20 protein-coding genes and 2 pseudogenes are annotated in these 21,719 nt (G+C 68.6%); 13 read left to right on the forward strand and 9 right to left on the reverse strand.

Annotation, left to right across the window (positions count from 1 at the left end):
• Window positions 1-9: 9 nt before the first annotated feature.
• The 7 genes and pseudogenes from BA175_RS31960 to BA175_RS24350 all read left to right on the forward strand — a co-directional run bounded on the left by BA175_RS31960 (window position 10) and on the right by BA175_RS24350 (window position 5,702).
• Window positions 10-636, forward strand: coding sequence for a histidine kinase (locus tag BA175_RS31960; protein ID WP_069173605.1), 627 nt, complete (start codon window positions 10-12; stop codon window positions 634-636).
• Complete coding sequence (locus BA175_RS31965; protein WP_069173606.1) at window positions 561-1,316, forward strand: hypothetical protein; 756 nt, start codon at window positions 561-563, stop codon at window positions 1,314-1,316. The genes BA175_RS31960 and BA175_RS31965 overlap by 76 nt, the downstream gene beginning before the upstream one ends.
• A gap of 103 nt (window positions 1,317-1,419) precedes the next feature.
• Window positions 1,420-1,533 (forward strand): annotated as a pseudogene (locus BA175_RS30110) (DNA-binding response regulator); the annotation flags it as partial.
• A gap of 585 nt (window positions 1,534-2,118) precedes the next feature.
• Window positions 2,119-3,576 (forward strand): aldehyde dehydrogenase family protein, encoded by a 1,458-nt coding sequence (locus tag BA175_RS24335; RefSeq protein WP_175420910.1) that lies wholly within the window; start codon window positions 2,119-2,121, stop codon window positions 3,574-3,576.
• Window positions 3,577-3,756: 180 nt separating this feature from the next.
• Window positions 3,757-3,960 (forward strand): hypothetical protein, encoded by a 204-nt coding sequence (locus tag BA175_RS30705; RefSeq protein ID WP_069173609.1) that lies wholly within the window; start codon window positions 3,757-3,759, stop codon window positions 3,958-3,960.
• A gap of 210 nt (window positions 3,961-4,170) precedes the next feature.
• Complete coding sequence (locus BA175_RS24345) at window positions 4,171-4,464, forward strand: hypothetical protein (protein ID WP_217493232.1); 294 nt, start codon at window positions 4,171-4,173, stop codon at window positions 4,462-4,464.
• Window positions 4,461-5,702, forward strand: a complete 1,242-nt coding sequence (locus BA175_RS24350) for a low temperature requirement protein A (protein WP_069173610.1) — start codon at window positions 4,461-4,463, stop codon at window positions 5,700-5,702. The genes BA175_RS24345 and BA175_RS24350 overlap by 4 nt, the downstream gene beginning before the upstream one ends.
• 242 nt (window positions 5,703-5,944) lie before the next feature.
• Here BA175_RS24350 and BA175_RS30940 read toward each other — a convergent pair whose 3' ends face one another.
• A complete protein-coding gene (locus BA175_RS30940; RefSeq protein WP_139131410.1) occupies window positions 5,945-6,529 on the reverse strand; it encodes a hypothetical protein in 585 nt (194 codons plus the stop codon).
• A gap of 276 nt (window positions 6,530-6,805) precedes the next feature.
• Window positions 6,806-7,657: a hypothetical protein gene (locus BA175_RS30945; RefSeq protein WP_139131411.1), complete on the reverse strand. Its 852-nt coding sequence runs from the start codon at window positions 7,655-7,657 to the stop codon at window positions 6,806-6,808.
• Between the two features lie 290 nt (window positions 7,658-7,947).
• Here BA175_RS30945 and BA175_RS30120 point away from each other — a divergent pair.
• The 4 genes from BA175_RS30120 (at window position 7,948) to BA175_RS31455 (ending at window position 13,651) form a co-directional block, all read left to right on the forward strand.
• Window positions 7,948-8,738 (forward strand): IS5 family transposase gene (locus BA175_RS30120; protein ID WP_438947378.1). Its coding sequence is split into 2 segments (ribosomal slippage): window positions 7,948-8,262 and window positions 8,265-8,738, totalling 789 coding nucleotides; the frame shifts between segments, so codons are not numbered across the junction.
• 97 nt (window positions 8,739-8,835) lie between these two features.
• On the forward strand, window positions 8,836-9,330 hold the full coding sequence (locus tag BA175_RS24365; RefSeq protein WP_069173612.1) for a GNAT family N-acetyltransferase: 495 nt from the start codon (window positions 8,836-8,838) through the stop codon (window positions 9,328-9,330).
• A 1,109-nt stretch (window positions 9,331-10,439) separates the two neighbouring features.
• The gene (locus tag BA175_RS24370; protein ID WP_069173613.1) at window positions 10,440-11,141 is read left to right on the forward strand and encodes a hypothetical protein; all 702 of its coding nucleotides are present in this window, start codon (window positions 10,440-10,442) and stop codon (window positions 11,139-11,141) included.
• A gap of 1,046 nt (window positions 11,142-12,187) precedes the next feature.
• On the forward strand, window positions 12,188-13,651 hold the full coding sequence (locus BA175_RS31455) for a hypothetical protein (RefSeq protein ID WP_217493233.1): 1,464 nt from the start codon (window positions 12,188-12,190) through the stop codon (window positions 13,649-13,651).
• A 37-nt stretch (window positions 13,652-13,688) separates the two neighbouring features.
• Here BA175_RS31455 and BA175_RS24385 read toward each other — a convergent pair whose 3' ends face one another.
• The 3 genes and pseudogenes from BA175_RS24385 to BA175_RS24395 all read right to left on the reverse strand — a co-directional run bounded on the left by BA175_RS24385 (window position 13,689) and on the right by BA175_RS24395 (window position 16,226).
• Window positions 13,689-14,435 carry a hypothetical protein gene (locus BA175_RS24385; protein ID WP_069173616.1) on the reverse strand — a complete coding sequence of 249 codons (747 nt, stop codon included), beginning with the start codon at window positions 14,433-14,435 and terminating at the stop codon, window positions 13,689-13,691.
• Between the two features lie 305 nt (window positions 14,436-14,740).
• A pseudogene (locus tag BA175_RS24390) lies at window positions 14,741-15,302 on the reverse strand (transposase); the annotation flags it as partial.
• Window positions 15,303-15,431: 129 nt separating this feature from the next.
• Complete coding sequence (locus BA175_RS24395; protein ID WP_069173617.1) at window positions 15,432-16,226, reverse strand: MerR family transcriptional regulator; 795 nt, start codon at window positions 16,224-16,226, stop codon at window positions 15,432-15,434.
• A gap of 78 nt (window positions 16,227-16,304) precedes the next feature.
• Here BA175_RS24395 and BA175_RS24400 point away from each other — a divergent pair, with 78 nt between their 5' ends.
• Both BA175_RS24400 and BA175_RS24405 read left to right on the forward strand, forming a co-directional pair.
• Complete coding sequence (locus tag BA175_RS24400; RefSeq protein WP_069173618.1) at window positions 16,305-16,667, forward strand: nuclear transport factor 2 family protein; 363 nt, start codon at window positions 16,305-16,307, stop codon at window positions 16,665-16,667.
• A 36-nt stretch (window positions 16,668-16,703) separates the two neighbouring features.
• Window positions 16,704-17,489 (forward strand): SDR family oxidoreductase, encoded by a 786-nt coding sequence (locus tag BA175_RS24405; protein ID WP_079159765.1) that lies wholly within the window; start codon window positions 16,704-16,706, stop codon window positions 17,487-17,489.
• Window positions 17,490-17,579: 90 nt separating this feature from the next.
• Here the strand turns inward: BA175_RS24405 and BA175_RS24410 are convergent, their stop codons facing one another.
• The 4 genes from BA175_RS24410 to ureC are packed head-to-tail and all read right to left on the reverse strand — an operon-like array spanning window position 17,580 to window position 21,711.
• Window positions 17,580-18,428, reverse strand: coding sequence for an urease accessory protein UreD (locus BA175_RS24410; RefSeq protein ID WP_254667961.1), 849 nt, complete (start codon window positions 18,426-18,428; stop codon window positions 17,580-17,582).
• A complete protein-coding gene (gene ureG, locus BA175_RS24415) occupies window positions 18,425-19,150 on the reverse strand; it encodes an urease accessory protein UreG (protein WP_217493240.1) in 726 nt (241 codons plus the stop codon). The genes BA175_RS24410 and ureG overlap by 4 nt, the downstream gene beginning before the upstream one ends.
• Window positions 19,151-19,175: 25 nt before the next feature.
• The gene (locus tag BA175_RS24420) at window positions 19,176-19,829 is read right to left on the reverse strand and encodes an urease accessory protein UreF (protein ID WP_069173621.1); all 654 of its coding nucleotides are present in this window, start codon (window positions 19,827-19,829) and stop codon (window positions 19,176-19,178) included.
• A gap of 7 nt (window positions 19,830-19,836) precedes the next feature.
• Complete coding sequence (gene ureC / locus BA175_RS24425; RefSeq protein ID WP_069173622.1) at window positions 19,837-21,711, reverse strand: urease subunit alpha; 1,875 nt, start codon at window positions 21,709-21,711, stop codon at window positions 19,837-19,839.
• Window positions 21,712-21,719: the final 8 nt, after the last annotated feature.

Here is a 21,719-nt window from a genome sequence, read left to right on the forward strand (position 1 = left end):
AACTCTCGGGTGGCCGCCGCGTTCGGGGCCGGGTGTGTGCTCCACACCGTCCCGAGCCTGTACCAGGACAGCACCTCGGGGGTCGCGCCTGGGCTGCTCGTCACCCTCGGGTGGAACGTCGCGACATTCCTCACCCTTGCCGGGGTGCGGGCCCTCGGCGGCCGCTACCGGGACCAACGGCGGCGGCTGCTCGACGCGTTGTGGCAGAACGACGGGCAACTCAGAAGTGAGCAGGCAATGGTGGCCCGTGAGGCACGGCCGCCGGAACGCAACCGCATCGCCCACGCCAGGCACGACAGCCTCCGCCACCAGCTCGCCCTGATCTCCGTGCACGCGGGCGCCCTCCAGGTCGACCCGGAGCTGACCGGAAACCAGCGGGATGCCGTACGGACCCTCCGGGGTGCCTCCGTCAGCGCGATGGCTGAGCCGCGGGCGGCGGTGGGGGTGCTCCACGACGAGGCGGAGTATCGGGGGCATCAGAACGAGCAGCCGTACCAGGGGCATCGGTCTCACCAGGAGAATCAGGGGGAGCTCTCCTGCCCGGAGCACCAGGGGCACCAGTGGACGTCACCAGCGGGCCCGTGCCGGGCGGAGCGCCCGAGGTGCCGCCGGAGATCAGCGGCGGCCAGGGGCTGAAGGGGCTGCGCGAGCGGTTCGGCCGGGTCGGCGGCATGGTGCACACCGGGCTCACCGAGGACGGCGGCTTCCGGATCGCGGGGATGCTGCCGTACGGGGAGGAGAGCAAGGCGGGAAGCGGCGCGGAGGACCGGGGCGGGGAACCTCGGGGGACACGGGGCGGGGAACGGTGCCCGGGCGGCGCGGGGCCGTACGACGCGACCTCCGTCGTACCGGCTTGCGACTTTCGGGGGCAGCGGCGTCCCGGGGCGGTGGGCGACGGTGGAACGGTCATCAACGGGGCCGATCCACAGAGGGAGTTCACCACCACTATGAGTACCAGGAAGAACGTCGCCATCGGCTGCGCCGTCACCGCCGTCGTCCTCGTCGCGGGCGTCATCGGCCTGGGCGTCTGGGGGGTGGGCGTCATGACGGAAAAGGTGAAGAAGGGGGAAATCTCGCCGAGCGTCTACGAGGAGGCGAAGGTCGGGGACGCCGAGGCGGACATCCAGGCCAGGCTCCCCAAGGAGGACTCGTGGCTCGCCTCGCACCTGGCGGACCAGGGGCCCGAGCTGCCCGAGGGAGCGACGTGCCGGCACTTCACCTCCAACGACGACCAGGGGGCCGACGCCCTCACCGTCTTCCGGTTCTGCTTCCAGGACGGGAAGTTGGTCTCCAAGGAGACGTACAAGGCGAAGTGATGCCGGCTTCCGTGCGGCGGGTCGGCCGCTGCAGGACATGATGGCGGGGCCACTCCGTCCGTTTTCCTTTACACGTGGTGGTCGACACCGCGCAGGAGGCTGTGTGATCCGGCTCCTCGTCGCCGACGACGAGCCGCTCCTCAGGGTCGGCATCAGCATGATCCTCACCTCGGCCGACGACATCGACGTGATCGCCGAGGCCGGGGACGGCCGCGAGGAGCCGCCGACCATCGCACCCCAGATCCGCTGCAGAGAGCTACGTGTCACTTCGCGGCAGCTTCGGGAGAACAGGACGGTGAAGCGCGGGACACCCTTGGATCAGTGTGCATCCGGCCTCGGCGCTCAGCCGTCCTGAACTGTCCCGCTTGCAGACTCCGACCTCTCATGTCTGACGGGTATCGGCGCACCCGGTCCGGGTGACCATCCGCGTTCCCGTACACGTGCGCGAGGCAATCACGCGACCGGGCAGTCGAGTTGAACGATGAGGGCGAACACGTGAACTGCGACACCAGGGCCTCCTGGAACTGCTCGGTTCGGTTCGTACCTCCGAGCCACCAAGGGGCCCTCCCTTCATGTGCCTACCGCCGGAAGTTCGCTCCGGCGGGAAACCCGATCGACGTTCGACTCGCACGTTCCGTCATCGGTCGAGACACGGCTTCTCAGCACTGCCCCGGTACTGACGTATGCGTGCCGTCGGCCGGATGTCAGTCAGCTGACGGAGGCTCTCGGTACGGTGGCCGAGCCATTCTCGTGGAGACATCGAATCCGCCCGGTACCCGGGCGGGACCACGAGGAGCGGACCATGAACACCATCGCGCAGCACTGGATCAACGGAGAGTGGACCGGCTCCGGCGCGGTTCTGGAATCGATCAACCCGGCCGACGGCACCGTCGTCGGCTCGTTCCACGACGGTGGCGAAGAAGAGGCGTCGGCAGCCGTGGACGCCGCCGACGCCGCGTTCGCGACCACCGCGTGGGCGCGCACCCCCTCGCTCCGGGCGACCGCACTCGGCCGGCTGGCCGACGCACTCGAGGCCCGGGTACCCGAGGTTGCGGCCATGTTGTCCCGGGAGAACGGCAAGCTGCTCGGTGAGACCACGTGGGAGGTCAGCGGCGCGGTCGGCTGGCTGCGGTACGCGGCAGCGTCTGCGCGCACCCAGAGCGCCGGGCGTGCCGCCGAGACGGCACCCGGCCAGTACACCCACTCGGTGCCCGAGCCCCTTGGTGTCGCCGGGATCATCTCCCCCTGGAACTCCCCCGTCATGCTGACCGTGCGGGCACTGGGCCCGGCGCTGGCCGCCGGCTGCACCGTCGTGGTCAAACTTCCGGCGCAGACGGCGCTGACCAACGAGCTCTTCGCGCAGGTTCTGGCCTCGGTCCCGGAGATACCGGCGGGCGTGGTCAACGTCTTCACCGAGTCCGGCAACACCGGGGCCCCGTTCCTGGTCTCCTCGGACAAGGTCGACGTGATCAACTACACCGGCAGTACGCCGGTCGGGCGCAGGATCGCGGCCGCGGCCGCCCCTACGCTCAAGCGGCTCGGCCTGGAACTGGGCGGCAAGGCTCCCATGGTGATCCTCCCGGACGCCGATCTGGACATGGTGATCCCGACCGTGGTGCAGGCGCTGCTGCTGATGAACGGGCAGTTCTGCTGCACCGGCTCCCGCGTACTGGTTCACCGGGACATCGCCGACCAGGTGCGCACTCGGCTCACCGCCGCGCTCGCACAGGTACGGCTCGGGTCGGGCGACGACGAGAAGGCCCAGCTCGGCCCGGTGATCGACCGGGCGTCCGCCCGGCGGGTGGACGCGATCGTCGAGGAAGCCACTTCGTACGGCACGGTACTGCTGCGCGGCGGAGTGGTCACCGACGGCCCGTTGGCCGCCGGCGCGTTCTACCGGCCGAGTCTGATCGAGGTGGACCGCACCGATGTCCGGATCGTGCAGGAGGAAGTCTTCGGTCCGGTTCAGACGTTCGAGATCTTCGACGACGAGGACGACGCCGTGACCAAGGCGAACGCCACCATCTACGGACTCGCCGCCTCGGTGTTCAGCTCGGACTCGATGAAGGCCCGCCGGATCGCCCGGCGCATCCGCACCGGCACGGTGTGGATCAACACCTGGGGAGCGATCAGCGAGGACTTCGAGGAGGGTGGCGTCAAGGGCAGCGGCTACGGCTACCTGTGCGGGCCGCGGGCGATCGAGGAGTTCCAGGCCCTCAAGGTGTACGTGGAGCAGGACCACACCCTGGCCGCTCACTGAGCGGATGACGACCTGGCCCGGCGCCCACCTGGGCACCGGGCCGTCCCCCTGCACGGGATGGTTGCACCAGGCGTCGATTCAGCTCATCGGAGCGGCGAACGGTCTTCGTCCCGCTCTGGCTGAGGAGCCTGCGGAAGCCGGCACCAGGTGCTCCCGCACGGTCGTGCCCCGCAGCGACCGGTGCCGATCGCACAGCGTTTCGGGGCCGAGCAATACATCGCCGACCTGTCCGCTCCGGCTGAGACCCTGCGACTCGCGGCCGAAGTGGCGGCACGGCACGATCGCCTCGACGTGCTGGTCGACAACGCGGGTGGGGTGCTTCACCTGGAACGACACCATCCCGAGCACGTCAGCAGACGGGATACCAGCAGCGGCCGGCGGTGAACCATCTGAGCCCTGTGCTGCTCACCCCCGGCAACTGCTGCCGCTGTTGCGCGTGGGCAGCCCATCACGCAGCGCCAACATCGCCTCGGTCGCGCAGGAACCGAGGGAATCAGAACGACGCAGCATTTCGAAGTGGAGTGGTCCATGAACGAGAGAAGTGTTTCCCATGCCTACGGTGCCGACGATCCTGGACTGCCGAGCCCACCGGCAGTGACAGACATCCGGCACACGCTCCGGGAGCAGAGCCGGAACGCGTCCCCGAACGCCGAACCCCGGCCCGGCCCCACCGTTCCGGCCGCCGTCCGGCGTTGGAAGCTGTGGCTCCTCACCGTGTGCGGTATCTACCCCACCATCGTCCTGCTGGGCCTGGCCACGAACCCTGTTCTGGAGGATCTGTACCTGCCGGTGCGACTCGCTGTACTCGTCCCGGCAGCGGCAGCGGCGATGGTCTGGCAGATCAATCCCCGACTGCAGCGGCATTTCGGAGCTTGGCTCAGCAGATGACAAGCAGCCCGCCTCCGCCGCCGGTGCGCTCCGCGGCGCCCGCCCACCGCAGACCTCTGCGCAGACTCACGGCGCGAGGCCGCGACGAGACCCACCGCGGCGTCTCCTCACTGGAGCTCTTCTTCGACCTGTGCTTCATCGTGGCCATAGCCCAGGCAGGCGCCCAGTTGGTGCACGCCGTGGTCGGGGGACACACGGGCGAGGGGGTCCTCAACTACTTGATGATCTTCTTCGCCCTCTGGTGGGCGTGGATGAACTTCACGTGGTTCGCCTCGGCTTACGACAACGACGACGTGCTGTACCGGATCGTCACGCTGATCCAGATGGCGGGCGTGCTCGTCCTGACGGCAGGCGTCTCCCAGGCGTTCGAGGAGCACGCGTACCTGGTCGTCGTCCTGGGCTATGTGATCATGCGACTCGCCATGACGGCGCAGTGGCTACGCGTGGCGCGGTCGAGCCAGGGCCCCGAGCGGACGATGGCGCTGCGGTACGCCGTCGGGCTGTGCCAGATCGGCTGGCTGGGGCTACTGGTCCTGCCGGAGGCCGGCCGCCCGTGGGTCTTCCTGGTGATGGCGCTGCTGGAGATGGCCGTACCGCTGTATGCGGAGCGCGCCCACCCCACGCCCTGGCACCCCCACCACATCGCCGAACGGTACGGGCTGCTCACGCTCATCGTGCTCGGCGAGACCATCGCGGCGGCGACCGTCGCCGTGAAATCGGGCATCGACGAGCACGAGGCCCTGGGTGAGTTGCTGCCCATAGCCGCCGGCGGACTGCTGATCATCTTCGCCGCCTGGTGGGTGTACTTCGCGGTCCCCATCCACGGGCACCTCCGCTCCAACCGGCAGTCCTTCCTCTGGGGCTACGGCCATTACCTGATCTTCGTCTCGGGAGCCGCGATCGGGGCCGGCCTGGAGGTGGCGGTGGAGCACGCGGTGGGCACGGCGCACCTCTCGGCGCTGTGCGCGTCGGCGGCGGTGACGCTGCCGGCAGCGCTGTTCCTGCTCACGGTCTGGGCCCTGCACTCCCGTTTCTACAAGGTGGGGATCGCCCAGCAGTCGGTGCTGCCTGCCGCGGCGCTGCTGGTGGTCCTCTGTACGTTCCTGGGTCACTGGGCGGTACTCGCGGCGGGGCTGGTGGCGGCGCTGGCGGTGGCAGCCGGGGTGACGCTGACGGCTCTCGGGGCGAGCCCGGAGCGCGGGAGGGGCGAGGAAGGCGTCGCGGCGCCCGTTCTGTGAGGGAGCTTCCGCTGCTGCGGGAACCTGGCCGGCACGACGTACGACGACGCCCGTGCCGTGCGCCCGGTGCGCCTGCTCGACGACGGCGACGCGTTGTTCACGCCGACGACGGGGACGCACCCGCTCGGCACCGCGAACCCGCCGGCCGTCGGACACCGGGCCGGTGCTCCCGAGCGGTGATCGACTCCCGGCGGGCCGAGTGCGTGAGGGCGGCGCGTCCGCTGTTGTCCGCCGGCGGTTCGTCAGCTTCTCCGGCCCGGTGACGCCGGTAGATCAGGTGCCGGAGACGGGCCGGGTGCCGCCGCAGGAGGACTGGGGGCGGGTGCCGAGGAAGGGCTCGGGGCCGCGGAGGGGCCGGGTGCCGAAGAGGGGCTGGGTGGGCTTGCCACCGGTGCGGATGTCGCCAGACTGCCCAGCGCTCGCAGAGCGTCGTTGACGATGTCGATGGTGGCCTCGGTCCGGTGCTGCTCCTGCTTTCCCAGACAGTTCTTCACCCGCGTCTGTGCCGACAGTTCGGCCTTCGCCACGGAAAGCTCCGCCCTGAGTTTCAAGGCTTCCTCTCTCGAGGGGACCTCGTTCAGGCCGCGCTCCGCAGCCCCCCGTGTACCGCTGAGGGCGTCGAGCTTCGCTGCCACGTTGGCACACAGCCTGGTCTCCGCGGCATCGTCCCTGGCAGCCGCCGACTGCCACAGGGAGAAGCTCGCCACCAGGAGGCTGAGCCCCGCGACGGAAAGGGCCCCCACAGAAGACCGGTGCAAGCGATGCCGCCCGAAACGGAACTCTTCGGGGAAATTCTTCTTCGCAGTGTCCTTCTCGATTTCGTGCATGGAGACAGGGAATACGCAGTCCCCTGTTCGTGACAACACGACGCACGCGCCGGTGCGTAAAGTTCCGCTGCGAGGGTGGGCAGCACAACTGTTATTTCTGTGCGTGACGCTTGAACCCTAGAGGAATGCACCTCGGCGAAAACAATCCGGGCAACTGCTGCACTGTGGTCCTTCTTCGTCGAACCTCCGAGATCACCCTCAGTGCGGGCGAATCACTGCATCGGGGCCGAGCTGTCGGCCCCGAACGGTGAACGGCTGTCACCATTCATTACCCGGTTATGACGTACCTGCGCCGATCACGCGCCCGGAGCAGAATTGCTCCAGCCGGACAGGATGGCCGAGGACGTTCTGCGTCAGATTTCGGTGGGCCGCTGCGAGCGTACGCAACGTCGCGGGCAGCCCGCTCTCGGTCACCTGTCGGTGGCCCCGACGAAGGCCGACACTGATCGTGACCCAGAGGCTGTTCACCGGGGAATCACCGTGCCCGTCCGAGGTCAGCCTCCGGCGGGTGACCAGCCACCTGGTGATGACGTTGCTGGAGAAGGCGTCCAGGGGATACCACTCACCGGAGACACAGGCGCGCGAGAGCGGGTACGCCAACTCGACGTCGCCCAATCGCATCGCGTGCAGGTCCGCCAGGCCGTGATGGGTACACACGGCAAGGGCGACGACGGCCACCGAGCGTTCCCACGTGGCGGCCGCCATACGAGGCGGCGGATGGGCGGCGAGCAGACGGACCACCCGATGCGCTTCCACGGGGCTGAGCCGGTCGGCCGGTTCGGATTTGGGGCGCGGTAACTGCAGGGGCATTCCGCAGAAGGCGGAGAACGTATTGATGGTCGAGACCCGGGCGGCCATGGAGTTGGCCGCGGCCATGGCGTGGGGGGCGTTCGAGCTGCTGCCTCGCCGACGGGTGTCGCCCCGGTAGGCAGCAGCCAGCCAGGCCCTGATGTTCCCCTGGTCGAGGAGAGCGTCGACAGGAGTTCCATTTTCTCGCGGCATCGCGGATTCGAGGAAATCGAGATACTCGTAAAGGTAGGTTCGCCGCTGTGCTTGCGTGCTCCCACCGGTGAGGGTTCCGAGAAAATTGTCCACGACGGTACGTGCGTCACCTGAAGGGGCGTTCATGGCCCCAGTATGGATTTTCCGGTACTACGCCCGGAAGTTCACCCGGATCTCGTGTCAGAATAACAGTAGCCTGTTCACGGTTTTCGGACTTTGTCATCCGTGGTCATCGGAGTTCGTGCCTGAAAGTGTGCTTTCCGGGTGACTGCTGTTATCTGTGAAAACTCAAGGGCCAATTGTGGTAACGCGAACCCCTCTTAGAGCTCGTAACACGATCTTGTTGATGTTGGCTGGTGGGGCGTTACCGGTGTGACGATTCGGCCGTTCGTGAGGGTGTGGGTACTCGACCGTGGATTGTGGACGATGAGTTGTGGGCTCTGATCGAGCCGTTACTGCCGCCGTGGCCGGAGCGCTCGCCGGGGCCGAGGCCGGTGTCGGACCGGCTCTGCCTCCAGGGCATCCTGTTCGTCCTCTACAACGACATAGCCTGGCAACTCTTGCCGTTGGAGCTGGGGTTCGGCTCGGGGCAAACGTGCTGGCGCCGGCTGGACCGGTGGCAGAGGGCAGGGGTCTTCGACCAGTTGCATCGGGTCTTGCTCGCCGAGCTGAATGCGGCTGGTGAACTCGACTGGTCACGTGCGTGTGTGGACGGTTCTCACATCCGCGCGAAAAAGGGGGCGCCGACACCGGTCCGTCGCCGGTCGACCGGCGGAAAACGGGCAGCAAACACCACCTGATCTGCGACGGACGCGGCACCCCGCTCAAGGTCATCACCACCGCTGCCAACGTCAACGACGTCACCCAAACCCTCGCCCTGGTCGACGGCATCCCACCCGTCGCAGGCCGACCCGGCCGACCCCGCCGACGACCAGAGGCCCTGCTCGGCGACAAAGGCTACGACTCCAACGCTCACCGCGACGAGCTCCGTCGCCGACGAATCCTGCCCGTCATCTCCCGCAAGGGATCGCCGAACATCAAGGGCATCGGCAAGCTGCGATACGTCGTCGAGCAGACCTTCGCCCTGCTCCACCACTTCAAACGACTCGTCGTCCGCTGGGAACGCCGCACCGAACTCCACGACGCCTTCATCTCCCTCGCCTGCAGCCTCATCTGCTACCGACGCCTCAAGAAGACCCGAACATGATCGTGTTACGAGCTCTTATGTGCCCCGGCTCCCCGGGCGGTCCGACATCGGTGGAAACCCAGGTGACCTCGGTACACGGTCCGAGTAGAGTCGGGCAATGCCCGAGCTGAAGCTGCTGCATGCCGACCTCGCCCCGGCGGTCCTGGCCTTCGAGCTGGCGAACCGCACCTACTTCGCTGCCTCGATCTCCGACCGCGGCGACGGCTTCTTCGAGCAGTTCACCGACCGGTACGACGCCTTGCTGGCCGAGCAGGAGGCCGGCGTCTGCGCCTTCCACGTGCTCGTCGCCGAGGACGGCTCGGTGCTCGGCAGGTTCAACCTGTACGACATGGAGGACGGCACCGCCGGACTCGGCTACCGGGTCGCGGAGCGGGTCGCCGGCTGCGGGGTGGCGACCGCGACCGTCCGGGAGCTGTGCCGGACGGCGACAGCGACGTACGGTCTGCGCACTCTGCGGGCGGCCGCCTCCCACGACAACGCCGCCTCCCGGAGAGTCCTGGACAAGGCCGGGTTCGTCCCGGTCGGCCCTGCCGCCCCGGCCGATCTCGGCGGCAAGCCGGGCACGTGGTACCAGCGCGACCTCCAGCCGTAGAGCGTGGTCCCGCACGCCGGCCGGCTGCGGCCACCGCAGACCGTCCGGGGTGTCCGCCACGGCCGGCTCGGCGCTGCTCCGGCCTGACGGCCCGGCAGGCCGGTCCACGAATTCGGCGGACTGAAGCCCGGTCAGGCCGTCCTGGTCCACGGGGCGGAGGCCCGGTGGCAGCCTCGCAGAGGAACGCGCCGACGGTGCGGTGGCCCACGTGACCGCGGTGGAGTGGACGCGCCGCAGCACGCCGACCGCCTGCAGAGCTACAGCGCTGACCGGGGGCGTCGGCCCCTTCGGCCTCCGCGCGGGCCGACCGCCATGGGCGGGGCCGTTCCACGTCGTGGTGAACCCTGTGTGCCTCTCCCCGGACGACATCGCACAGCTGACGGACTACGTCGGCGTCGGCGGGATCGCCTCGGCACAGCCGGGCCGATTCCGGAGGGGCCTGCCCGGGCGTGCACAGCGGGAGTTGCGGGGGGTGTCCGCAGCGACGACGCCCGGCCGCCCGAGCTGGTCGCCCAGGTGGATACCGGCACGCTCGGGGTGGGCGTCACCGCCACGGCCCGGTGACCGAGCCGGCCGCCGAACAGGAGGACGCCGGAGCCGGAGGGCTGCCCGGCAGGACCGTCGGGCTCGCACCCTGATCACATCCTGACCCGCACCCCACCGAGCCGCCCGCCCCGTTGGCTCCCCCGTCTGTTCGCTCCCCCGCCGGCGGGCGGCCCGGAAGTTCGGCGGCGGCCCGCCCGTGACCCGTCGTCCTTGAGGGGCGAGCGCTCCCTGCCGGATCCTGTTTTCACCCACCCGCGGCGCGCAGCCGAGCACGTTCTCCCCTGCCCCGTCGTCTGCAGTTATTTACACCGATTCTTTTTCGAGGAAGCGGACGCGTCAACGGAAGAGGAGGCGCCTCGACGAAGCAGGGCTCAATAATAGCAATTTGCTGCGCGGTGGAATGCTGGATGCCCGGCCCGGATATTTTATGCAGCCCCGTCGTCTCGATTTGTCAGTGAAGTGGGTGCCTCCTACGGTGGCGATACCGAGTTTCTGGAGGAGGGGGAACCAGATCTCGATCGTCACCTCCGCATGCTCACGCATGCCTGAAGGAAGGAACCCTCATGGGTGCAGTACGAGAAGTCGTCAAGAATCTCGGACCCGAAACCGCCGACAAGGACGACCAGAAGCACTTGGTCAACGCCCTCGCTCAGCTCGCCTCCGCGAAGGCGGATTTCTTCGAGACGCAGATCAAGGACGCCCTGCGCACTGCGGGAAGTCCGGAGAACCAGACCCTCCCGGTCGAGGCGGTCATCGACTGGACGACGGAAACGCACGCCTACAGCAGCAAGGCGAATACTGCGATCGGCGACGCCGTCGGAAAAGCCCTCAAGAGCTTCTGCAGCGGCAGCAAGGAAAACATCCTGTCCGGGGTTGCAGGCCTTGTCAATGACAGCCTGTCGGTCTTCCTGGGAAATGCCGGCGCTTCTGACGTCAGCATGAAGAAGTACTACGTGCTGTCCGAGGGCATGTCCATCGTCCGCCTCGACATCCTTGCCTGGCAGCTCAATGTGGAGGCCAAGGGTGTCCAGACGCTGATGGAGAAGGTCAGCGCCTTTGTGGCAGTCAAGTCGACCGTGGATCTCAATGCGGTCAAGTTCAACACGTTCCTCAACCTCTACGCCCACCAACTCGAGTCCATGAAGCTCAGCGACCTGGAACTGGGCGCGGCACTCGACGAGGCGACCAAGATCTTCAACAGGTTCCACCCCGCCGTCCAGCAGTCGTCACTCGCCCCTCTGCGGGTTGCCAGCCAGCCCGGCTGATGACCGACGACGTCGGCCGGCGCCCATGAACGACTTTCTCGCCGGATTCGTGTGGTGGCCTCCTGCCAGGAAGCCACCACACAGTCCTGTGCGTCGTCCCCCGGACGTGACGCCGCTCGTGACGCAGCTCCTGACCCAGCTGGCAGTCGCCGGTCGGGCACTCCGCCATCCGCACCGGCGCACGGGCCCTCCGACCGGATCACGGCACCGCGGAATCTCGCGGCCCCTGGCGAGGTGGCCCATCGGGTGCTGTCCACGAGCCTCTCGATGGCAGCACGGAGGGAGGGTGGCCCGCTGATCGACAGCCGGACATCCCCCTCCGCGCGCCGCATCGATCGCTTCCCGTCCGCTCAGGACCGCCGTGCCCTGTCAAAAAACGGCAGCCGACGCGGGCGGACGACTCAGCGTGGATCGTGAGGGATCCCCGTCCGCATGTCCGTATGCCGCATGCCCGCCTGTCCGCACCGGTGCGGGCGGCCCGCCGCCGGCCGCGTCGCCCGGCCGCCTGCGGAGCCCGAGGACCGCGCCCCCGCAGGCCCGTCACGCTGCGGCGCCCGTGGATCAGGCCCACCGACGGGACTCACCGACCGAGGTGACGCGACACGGCGTTGCCGTCGCCGTCCACCACCCGGCCGGTTCTGCCGCCCCCGCTCCTCCTGTCCGGGCTCCCCGGGCCCGTACCTCTCCAGCGATGACGCCGCCGGTACCTGGGGGTGACTCCGCTGAACCTTCTCCCACCCCGGACCGCTCGACCGGAGCCGGGCCCGGACTCCGGCCCTCTCACGCGGCTGGAGACGATCCACGGAAGCAGGTGTCCCGCCCCGGTGAACAAGATCGACTCTTGCGGACCGCTCGACCCCATCCGTTCCGAGCTGGTTCAAGGGCCTTCAGGGTCCCCGGAGAGGGGATCCCGGGGGCCCGCCGATGTCGTCGACGGCACCGGCCGCGGAAGGCCCCCGGGGCGGCAGACCGAACTGGACCCCCTTCCTCAGCACCTGCCCCACAGGGGACCACGCCGCCCTTCTCCCGGCCGTCGACGGCCTCCGATGAGCGCGGCAGCGGTGGCGACCACCGCCTCGCGGACGGACGGGAAGCCCGTCACGACTGCGCCGCTCCGGCGGCAGCGGGTGCGGGTGCCCATGCGCCTGGTGGCGTCGGCGCACTACCAGGACGTGGTGCTGGCTGTGTACGTGAAGGTGAAGGCGTTGGGGCTGCGGCCGGAGGGATGCCAGGCCAGGACGGAGACGATCGCCTCGTACCTGGGTCTGTCGAGGGCGTCGGTGGAACGGGCGATGACGCAGCTGAGCCGGCCGGGACCGGACGGTGTGGTGGAGCTGCGCTCCCGGCGCCGTACGCTGCCGGGCGGGCGGGGCCGGTCCGCGGTGCGGTCGGTGCGCTCGATGTCCCGTGACGAGGCGTTCGTGTGGTTGCCGGTGGCGACCGCGGAGGATCTCACCCCCCGGCAGCTGCGAGCGTACGCGCTGCTCGCGTACGCGCAGGCTCGGGGCATCGCGCCGACGACGGCGGAACTGGCGTCCGGGCTACGGCACCACTCGGGGAGGAAGGCGGGCCGGGCGCTGTCGGTGACGGCGGCCTCGCGCGTGGTGGACGAGGTGGAGTCGGCTCGGTGGGTGACGGTGCAGCGGCGGGCCGGGGAGCGGGGACGCCACCGGTACGTCGTTCACGACATCGCCCCGGAGGCCCGCCCGGCGGACCCCGGACCGTGGGGCGCCGCCGTGGAGACGGCTGTGGACAGTGCTTCTGTGGGGGCGTCCGGACCCCAAGCAGGTGAGGGATCGGGTTCCCCGGTTGACGAGGGATCCCTCGCGAAAAGGGAATCACCTAGAACTGACTCACCCGATGACGCGCGCGCACCTGTCTCACCCGCCGTAGGCGAGGTACCCGTGGTCAAGGGCCCTGGACCTGTGGAAAAGCCGGCAGCCTCCGAGCCGCCACGACCGGAAGGTGACGGCGGTGGCGCCCACGGCACCGGTGGGGACGCCCGGCCCACCCGCCCCCGGGCGGGGCACCGCGGCGGGCAGGGGCCCAAGCCCCCGTACACGGGTCCGCCCCTGGCGATGAGCGCGCAGATCCACGCCGTACTCCGGCCGGTGCACGTACTTCTGGAGCGGGTGGACAACGACTTCACCGTGCGGGAGATCGCTCGCGAAGTGGGCCGCCAGCTGCGCGCGGGCACCTCTCCCGAGCGGCTGCAGCACAGGCTGACCACCAGGCTGGCCCGAGTGATGCTCTGCGACATCCGCGACCCGGGCCGGTGGCTGCTCGGGGTGGCCCTGCCGCGCTGGGGCTGCGGCCACTACGACTGCGAGGCCGGGTACCTGTGGCGGACCGGCGAGGACTGCGAGATCTGTACCGAGATCATCCAGGACAGGGCAGCCGCGCGGCAGCGCGCCCTGCGCAAGGGAACCGGGCCCGGGCCCAGGGGTCCCGCTCCCACCGCGCGGCGGATTTCCGCCCGTCCGGCCCGGCCCTCCGCGATCCGCGGATGAACCCCGTGCCGCGAGACGTCGCCGGTCGGCATCGGTATCAGCCCACCTTCTCCCACGCGGATGCAACTGCCTGCCGCGAGCGTTCCAGGGCCTCGCCGATGCTCCCTGCCAAGGGGGCGGTCATGATGGCCGCCTTGTACGCCCATGCGAACCGTTCCACGGTGAACGCCGTCGAATTACTCGGATCGACCCATTCCTGGAGACCCGGTATCTGCGTGGCATTCCGGATGTTCGCCACGGCCTCCTGTTCCCGAGCACTCGGACCACCGTCCGAAGCGCAACCATCGGCAAGCGCCCTCGGTAGTGCCGTCCTTCCGTCCCCGAGATCCCAGAGAAGACTGTCCATGAGCTTCTCCTGCCACACCGCCTGCGAAAACCTCTCATCGATTCCCTTGTCCTTCCAGGGAGGCAATTCCGTGATTCGATTGAGCTCGACAGAGTCCGGCCGCAGTCCGATCCTCCGGTACAGGCCCACCGCGCCCGGTTCCATGGCTGCCAGGTCGACCCGTATCTGTGTGACATTCCGGGATGTCACTGCGATCTGTGCGCCCAGGTGGACGAGTAGAGTTCCCAGGCGCTCCCCCTCGGGCTGTGCCGTGATCGTTTTGATGACCAATGCGCCGTCGTCGTATCCGGCGTCGAGAGTGGCTTTCATCCCCCTCGTGGGAGGCGCGACGTTCTCCGTCAGTTCCACTTTCAGATGGGCGGGATCTCCCGAAACGGTGACCTCGACGATCCGGTCGTGGTATTCGCTCCCCTGCCTGATGCACTTCCACCTGTCCATCGCTCTCTCCTGTCGGATCGATTTCACCTTTTTCGAGAACAGCACGAAAGCGCGTCACCCGCATGTGGAGTTCTCGGATGCAGGCCGGTGAGCCGGAGCGGCCGTAATCCGTACGCATTCGGGCATGCGGAAACGAGACACGTTTTCCGGTGGTGGAACACGTCACTCCCGTCCATGCCTGCCGCACGGCTGTTCCGTGACCCCGCCGGCCGGAGAATGCCGGGGGCCGGCTCGAGGTCCCTGTTCCTCACCCTCGTCGAGGGCATCACCCGAGGGCATCAGCGCGTATCGACGAGGGCGAGGACGGTGGTGTCGGTGGCAAAGCACGTCAGCCGCAGGCCGTCCGCATCGCTGATCCGCAACTGGGCCCCGGGGTGCGGTCGTTCCTTGCGGACGATCAGCCGCATCCCCTTCGGCCAGCCGGTCGGGACGTCGCCAGTGGGTTCGGTGACCCAGGCGCCGTCGCGGATCCCGCCGCCGATCTCGACCGTCGGCCTCCAGGCGGATGCCGGAACCTTCACCACGTGGCTGTGGATCTGCTCGTTGACGATCATGCCGACGGAGTAAGGGCTGTCCCCGCTGGGCGAGCCAGGCGACGAAGGCGTGGGTGCCGCCGGCGGAGTCGGTGCGGATCAGGGTCCGGCGGCCGCGCCGGTACTCCTTCGGCAGCTGAGCCAAGGCCGGTTGGGTGGTGGTGACGGGGTCGTCCGCCGTGTTCGAGCCCGCGTTTCCCGGTCTGAGCAGAGCCGCGACCGGCTCACCGGTGCCGCCCGGCCCCTGGTCGACGAACCCCATCAGCGGGTGGTGGCCGTAAGTTCGCTTCCAGGTGGGTGCGGCGTCCTCCTTGTCCGAGTGCGCGACCCCCAGCCCCCTAGTCGTTGCAGTTCAGGAGCCTTCTCTGCCTATTTGATCAAGCATCGGTGCTCCAACTCGTGAGAGCGCGAAGCTCAACGTGTGCGCCCTGTCGTTCCAAGACTCCGCACCGCACTGACCGCCTCAGGTGACACGGAAGACCGGCCAGCCGATCTCGGTGCGCCACGCAGCGGGATCGCTCGTGTCACGGGGGCCGACGACGTAGACCTCCCGCACCGGCCCGGCCACCGACATCGCGTTCTCCACCACCCACGTCCCGAGTTCGCCGTATGTGACCTCGATGCCGTCGTGCTCGCCGACATGGGTGGTGACCGCAAGTTCCGCGGCCGGCAGACTCACGGGGTGCACGCGTCCGGTGCGAGGTGGCGCAGCGGACGGCAGATAGACGAGCGCGTGACCGCGCTCCTGCTCGAAGAGGGCGTTGTCGTAGCTGCCGCCCGGCGGACCGGTCACGTCGCCGACGACGGCCGCCTCCAATTCAGCCATCGCGCCTGCGTACCAGGTCTCGATGTCGCGATGCCCGACTACGGCCTCCACCGCCGCGACCGTCCGTGCGGGCTCCGCACGCAGCTCGACGTCGATGGGCGCGGGATCGGGCCGCAGCAGGCGGCGCAGCGACACGACTGCGGCCCGGGTGCGGTCGAGCGCATCCTCGAGGCGTTGCAGGTGCTCCGCGACCAGCGCCGCCCGGACACCGGGGTCAGGGGTCCGCAGGATTCGCTGCACATCGCTCAGGGGGACGTCGAGCTCGCGGAGCCGGTGGATGACCTGCGCGGTCGGGATTTGATCGACGCCGTAGTAGCGGTAACCGGTGGTCTCATCCACCACGGCAGGTTCCAGCAGGGCCGCCCCGTGATACCGGCGCAGGGTCCGCACGCTCAGGTGGGTCAGCCGCGAGAACTCGCCAATGGTCAGCATCCCCTCATTCTGAACGTTCCCCCCAGGGGAGAGTCCACGGCTTGACCCTCCCGCGCCGCGAGATCACACGGTGGGCTCATGACACAGCACACCGATCTTCCGTCCGATCTACTCCCGACCGCCGTGCGCCAGTTCTTGGGCGCCCACATCGTCCGCGACGCCGACACCGCCTCGTCGTTCCTCGCCGAGGACGCGGTGATCGTCGACCAGGACGAGACCTTCCGCGGCCGGGAGGAGACCTACGCATTCCTGCGGGACGCCGGGGCCGAGTTCGAATACACGACCGAGCAGATCGGAGCTCACCGCGTCGATGACACCCACTGGGTGGTAACCGTGCGGCTCGAAGGCACCTTCCCGGGAGGCGTCGCCGAGCTCGACTACCGGTTCGCGCTGCGGGACGACCTCATCGCCGAACTCGTCATCGCCAACCACCCGGCCTGACCGATCCCACACCACCTCAATCGTCAGTGGAGAAAAATGTCTAGTTCAGATCGTGATCGTCTCAACGGTCGCCGGGCGCTGGTCACGGGCGGTTCAAAGGGCTCGGGCAAGGCCGTCGTAGAGAGACTGCGAGAGATGGGTGCCGACGTGTGGACCACGGCACGCACTATGCCCGGCGGCTACGAGCGCCCGGACCGGTTCATCGAAGCGGACACTTCCACGGTGGGCGGTGTAGAGGTTGTAGCGTCCAAGATTTGTGAGGGAGGTGCGCTGGATATCCTGGTGCACGTTGTCGGAGGGTCGTCGACCCCGCCTGGCGGATTCGCTGCAGCGACTGAGGAGCACTGGCTGGCGGAACTCAACCTGAACTTCTTGGGAGCTGTCCGACTGGATCGAGCGCTGCTGCCGGCAATGGTGGAGGCGGGATCAGGAGTAGTTGTCCACGTCACGTCGATTCAGCGTCAGATGCCGCTGCACGACGCGACGCTGCCGTACGCGTCAGCGAAGGGGGCCCTGCGTACGTACAGCAAGGGTCTCGCAAACGGACTCGCCCCACGAGGCGTGCGAGTAAACGCCGTCAGCCCCGGGGGGATTCGGACCGGAGCGTACGCGGGCTTCGTCGACCAGCTCGCCAAGGGCAACGGACTGACCCGCGAAGAGGCGGAGCAGAGCCTGATGGATTCCCTCGGAGGGGTTCCGATCGGAAGGTTCGCAACGACGGAAGAGGTCGCGGACCTGGTCGGCTTCCTCGTGTCGGACCGAGCCTCATCCATTGTGGGCGCGGAGTACGTCATCGACGGCGGCACTGTGCCAACCGTCTGAGCCTGGCCGGTCCGAGCCGGACGGGGTTCTCCGTCAGGATCGAGAAGGTGCTGCGGGAGTCCCCGTTACCGCCGTTGGCCGCCGGCATTCCTACGGGCCGGCTGGGGACGGTGAGGGGAAGCCGACCGCCGTCGGCGCCCCCTTTCGCCCGACTGTTTCGGCGTGGCTCGGGCGTTGTGCAGCAAGGTGGCCCCGGGACCGGTAGCCGCGTGTGGCCTTCTCGCACCAAGCGTCGAAGGCGACGTCGCACAGCCGGTCACGGAACCGGCCGATTCCGATCCAGCGCAGTACGGCCCCGGCCCGGTCAAGACGGAAGTACGTCTCGCCAGGCCCGGTGGTTCCCGCTTCCGGCTCGCCGGGCGGATCGGGCGACCATCCCAGGGCGGTGACGGTGTCCATGGAGCGAAGGTTCCCGAGGATGCCTGGCATGCCACGGGTCTGCCGGGTCAGATCGAGGTGCTCCACCTGCACCGGCCCGGTGTCGTCCGTCGCGTTCAGGGATGTGGTGAGATCCCCGCCGGTCTGTCCGGCGCGGCCCAGGACGATCTTTTCCTGCATCAGGATCCTGCCGGTGCCGTGCAGGCGGATCCGGGTATCGCGGTGGGTGGCGACCCCGGCCGAGACCACGAAGGGCTTGCCCGCCCAGGTAAGGACCGCTTCGTCGCCCACGGTGGCGTCAATGACCCACGATGACGGTGCCTCGCCCTCGTAGGCGACCGTGCCGGTCGTCTCCACGATGTCGAGCCAGGCGCCGGGAGCGACGTCAACTTCGATGCGGACGTCGTCGCCGGCCAGCAGTAGCGCCTGGGTGGCGAGCAGGCCCACTCGGGCGTCGTGGGTGTCCTGCTCCATGATCCGCGCCGTCAGATGCCCCGTTGTCCCGTGGACGCGGCTGCGGTTTCCCGTGCGGACGACGCTCAGGCGGGTCGGTCCGGTCACGCGCTGTGCCCTGCATGCGCCGGATCCTGGTCGTGCGCGTGGGTGTGCAGGTGGGGTTCCTCGCTGTCCTGACCGGTATGGAAGTGCGGGGCCATGGGGCCCGGGTCGACCGGGGTGTGCTCGCCGGTGCGGTAGTGGGCGAGGGTGTCGCGGACCCAGCCGGTCAGCGTCCGGACGGACGCCTCGTCGTGCCGGGACAGCGCGACCACCGGAGCACCCTGCCGTACGCTGCGCCCTTCGCGCGTCATGCGCTCGACGTCCACACCCACGTGCACGCCCAGGTCGGTCTTGTTGATGACGAGCAGGTCGGCGCGGGCGATGCCGGGACCGCCCTTACGTACTACGTCACCGCCGCCGGCGACGTCCAGGACGAATACCTGGGCGTCCACCAGAGCGGGCGAGAAGGTGGCGGTGAGGTTGTCTCCGCCGGATTCGATGATGACGAGATCCAGTGGGCCGAAGTCAGCCTCCAGGTCCTCGGCCGCCAGCAGGTTGGCCGTCACGTCGTCACGGATGGCGGTGTGGGGGCATGCGCCTGTCTCCACCGGGCGGATTCGTTCGGGGTCCAGCACACCGGCGCTCCTGAGGAAGCGCGCGTCCTCGTCGGTGTAGATGTCGTTCGTGATGACGCCCAGGCGCAGTTCGCCGGACAGCGCCCGGCACAGCGTTGCGATGAGTGAACTCTTCCCGGTGCCGACGGGGCCGGCTACGCCTAGGCGCATGGCACGGGCGGGGGCGGTGGTGTTCTCAGGCACTGAAGAGCCTTTCTGTGATGGTGTCGTGGGTCTCGGCCCAGCGTTCGATCAGGGGAGCGCCGGGGGCGGGAATCTGTTCCGGGAGGCGCAGGGGGGCGACCTTGCCGGCCATCTTTTCGACGTTCGGGAGGAGTTCGCTCACCCATGCCGCGATGGTCAGCGGGTCCTGCGGTTCGAGCTTGAGCAGGGCCGCGGCCACGGTCTGGGCGTCGTCGTACCCGACGAGACGGGCCACGTCGGCCGGGTCCATTCCGGCGCGGTGCGCGAGCAGGCCGAGAACGACGGGGCGTGACCAGGTGCGTGCGTGAGCATCGACAGGACCGGGCCAGAGCCTTTGCAGGACCCGTAGGTACCCGCGGCCCAGCCGTCGCCCGTTCGCCCGCAGTGCCGGGCTGGGGGTCCGGGCGGCCCAGGCGGCCTCAACCTCCGTGAGATCACCGTCGTTCGCCGCGACCGCGAGGGCGACGACGGCGGTGCCCGCCTCCACCATGGTGACGGTGCGAAGGCGCGAGCGCAGGTACGCGGGAACCTCGGCGGGTGCGATACCGGCCCGCAACGCCGGCTCGAGACCGGCGGACTGTGTATGTCCCCCGGACGGGAGCCTGGCGTCGCCGAGCAGGGCGAGCAGGAGCGGAGAGGCGCTCACCGGGGCCTCAGAACAGCAGGTATCGCTGGGTGAGTGGCAGGCTCTTCGGTGGTCTCGGCTGGTCGAGGTACCAGAAACCGTTTCGGCTCTTGTGCCTGGTGAGGCTGTGTCCTTCTGACGGGTCGACTCCCGGGATTTCCACCGCGATCTTGAATGTGGCCGGATCGATGTCGATGCCGAAGAGCCCGTCGTTGAAGACCATGTCCGCCTTCTTGACATCGTGGACGGGCTTGGCGCCCTTCAGCTCACGCCGCAGGCCAAGCGTGTCCTTCAGCGAGTCCTTGAACACGCCCTTGCCCCTCACCGTGCTGTACGGGTCGGTGCCGGGGGGCGGGTTGAGCGCCTTCTCGGAGACGAACGAGTAGGACAGTCGGCAGGCGATCGCGGCAGCCATCGCGGGCCGCAGGAAGGTCGGCTGCGGGGTCGACACCGCACCGTTGGGGTCGCCCAGGTTGCCGATCACCATGGCACCGGCCTTGATGACCAGTTCGGGCCGTACGGCGAAGAAGCGCGGGTCCCACAGCACGAGGTCTGCGAGTTTGCCCTCCTTCACGGAACCGACGTACTCGTCGATGCCGTGGGCGACAGCGGGGTTGATGGTGTACTTGGCCACGTAGCGCAGCGCACGGGCGTTGTCGCCCCGCCCCTGACCGGGACCGTAGAAGAAGTTCGCGTCCTTGAAGGTCGTGTGGCTCCACTCCTTCATGACGTGGGCGACCTGCCAGGTGCGGGTCACGACCTCGCCGATGCGGCCCATGGCCTGGGCGTCGGAGGAGGTGATGGAGATCGCGCCCATGTCGTGCAGCACGTCCTCGGCGAACATGGTGGTGGAACGGATCCGGGAGTCGGCGAAAGCCTGGTCGTTCTTGTTCCTGAGATCGAGGTGGTGGGCGGAGGCCAGCATGTCGATGTGCTCGGCCACCGTGTTCGCGGTGTACGGCAGCGTCGGGTTCGTGGAGGCGGGCAGGACGTTTGGCGCGGCGGCCACCTTCAGGATGTCGGGGGCGTGTCCGCCGCCGGCGCCCTCGGCGTGGAAGACGTGGATGCCGCGATCACCGATGGCGCCGAGGGTGGTCTCGACGAAGCCGGACTCGTTGAGGGAGTCGGCGTGGAGAGTGACCTGCAAGCCCCACTCCTCCCCGGCCCACAGCGCGGTGTCCAGCGCTGCCGGAGTGGCTCCCCAGTCCTCGTGGATCTTGTAGCCGCCGGCGCCTGCGAGTGCCTGTTCGTCCAGGCCGTCCTGGCTGACGGTGTTGCCCTTGCCCAGCAGCATCACGTTGACCGGCAGGTCGTCGAAGCTGCGGTGCAGGTTCACCAGGTGCTGCGGGCCGGGCGTCACGGTGGTCGCCTTGGATCCCTCGGAGGGGCCCACGCCGCCGCCGATCAGCGTGGTGGTCCCGGTGGACAGCGCTTCCATGACAGCCGAGGGGGAGATGTAGTGCACGTGAGTGTCGATGGCACCGGCGGTGAGGATCTTGCCCTCGCCGGAGATCACGTCCGTGGAAGTGCCGATCTCCAGGCCGGGGGTGACCTCGTCCATGACGTCGCTGTTGCCGGCCTTGCCGATCGCGACGATCTTTCCGCCCTTGATCCCGACGTCGGCTCGTACGATGGAATTGCCGTTGCCCCGCTCCAGAGCGGGGGCGATGTCCAGAATGACGACGTTGGTGATCACGGTGTCGGGAGCCCCCTGCGCACTGGTGGTCATCCCTTGCAGCATCGACTCGCGGATGGTCTTGCCGCCGCCGAAGATCGCCTCGTCACCACCGAACGTGAGGTCCTCGGTGACCTCGATCCAGAGGTTGGTGTCGCCCAGGCGGACCTGGTCGCCCACGGTGGGGCCGTAGGATTTCGCGTATTGCTCGCGGGTGATGTTCACCATCGTGTGCC

Origin of the sequence: Streptomyces griseus, assembly GCF_001715295.1 — a bacterium.
Taxonomy (GTDB): Bacteria; Actinomycetota; Actinomycetes; order Streptomycetales; family Streptomycetaceae; genus Streptomyces; species Streptomyces griseus_G.

What these genes read in the sequence shown, in the direction of transcription:
- ureC (WP_069173622.1), bottom strand. Translation starts at nt 21,711, where the DNA reads ATGGTGAACATCACCCGCGAGCAATACGCGAAATCCTACGGCCCCACC.
- BA175_RS31455 (WP_217493233.1), top strand. Translation starts at nt 12,188, where the DNA reads ATGAGCGCGGCAGCGGTGGCGACCACCGCCTCGCGGACGGACGGGAAG.
- BA175_RS30945 (WP_139131411.1), bottom strand. Translation starts at nt 7,657, where the DNA reads ATGAACGCCCCTTCAGGTGACGCACGTACCGTCGTGGACAATTTTCTC.
- BA175_RS24405 (WP_079159765.1), top strand. Translation starts at nt 16,704, where the DNA reads ATGTCTAGTTCAGATCGTGATCGTCTCAACGGTCGCCGGGCGCTGGTC.
- BA175_RS24335 (WP_175420910.1), top strand. Translation starts at nt 2,119, where the DNA reads ATGAACACCATCGCGCAGCACTGGATCAACGGAGAGTGGACCGGCTCC.
- BA175_RS24400 (WP_069173618.1), top strand. Translation starts at nt 16,305, where the DNA reads ATGACACAGCACACCGATCTTCCGTCCGATCTACTCCCGACCGCCGTG.
- BA175_RS30940 (WP_139131410.1), bottom strand. Translation starts at nt 6,529, where the DNA reads ATGCACGAAATCGAGAAGGACACTGCGAAGAAGAATTTCCCCGAAGAG.
- BA175_RS24395 (WP_069173617.1), bottom strand. Translation starts at nt 16,226, where the DNA reads ATGCTGACCATTGGCGAGTTCTCGCGGCTGACCCACCTGAGCGTGCGG.
- BA175_RS24365 (WP_069173612.1), top strand. Translation starts at nt 8,836, where the DNA reads ATGCCCGAGCTGAAGCTGCTGCATGCCGACCTCGCCCCGGCGGTCCTG.
- BA175_RS24370 (WP_069173613.1), top strand. Translation starts at nt 10,440, where the DNA reads ATGGGTGCAGTACGAGAAGTCGTCAAGAATCTCGGACCCGAAACCGCC.
- BA175_RS24350 (WP_069173610.1), top strand. Translation starts at nt 4,461, where the DNA reads ATGACAAGCAGCCCGCCTCCGCCGCCGGTGCGCTCCGCGGCGCCCGCC.
- BA175_RS24385 (WP_069173616.1), bottom strand. Translation starts at nt 14,435, where the DNA reads ATGGACAGGTGGAAGTGCATCAGGCAGGGGAGCGAATACCACGACCGG.
- ureG (WP_217493240.1), bottom strand. Translation starts at nt 19,150, where the DNA reads ATGCGCCTAGGCGTAGCCGGCCCCGTCGGCACCGGGAAGAGTTCACTC.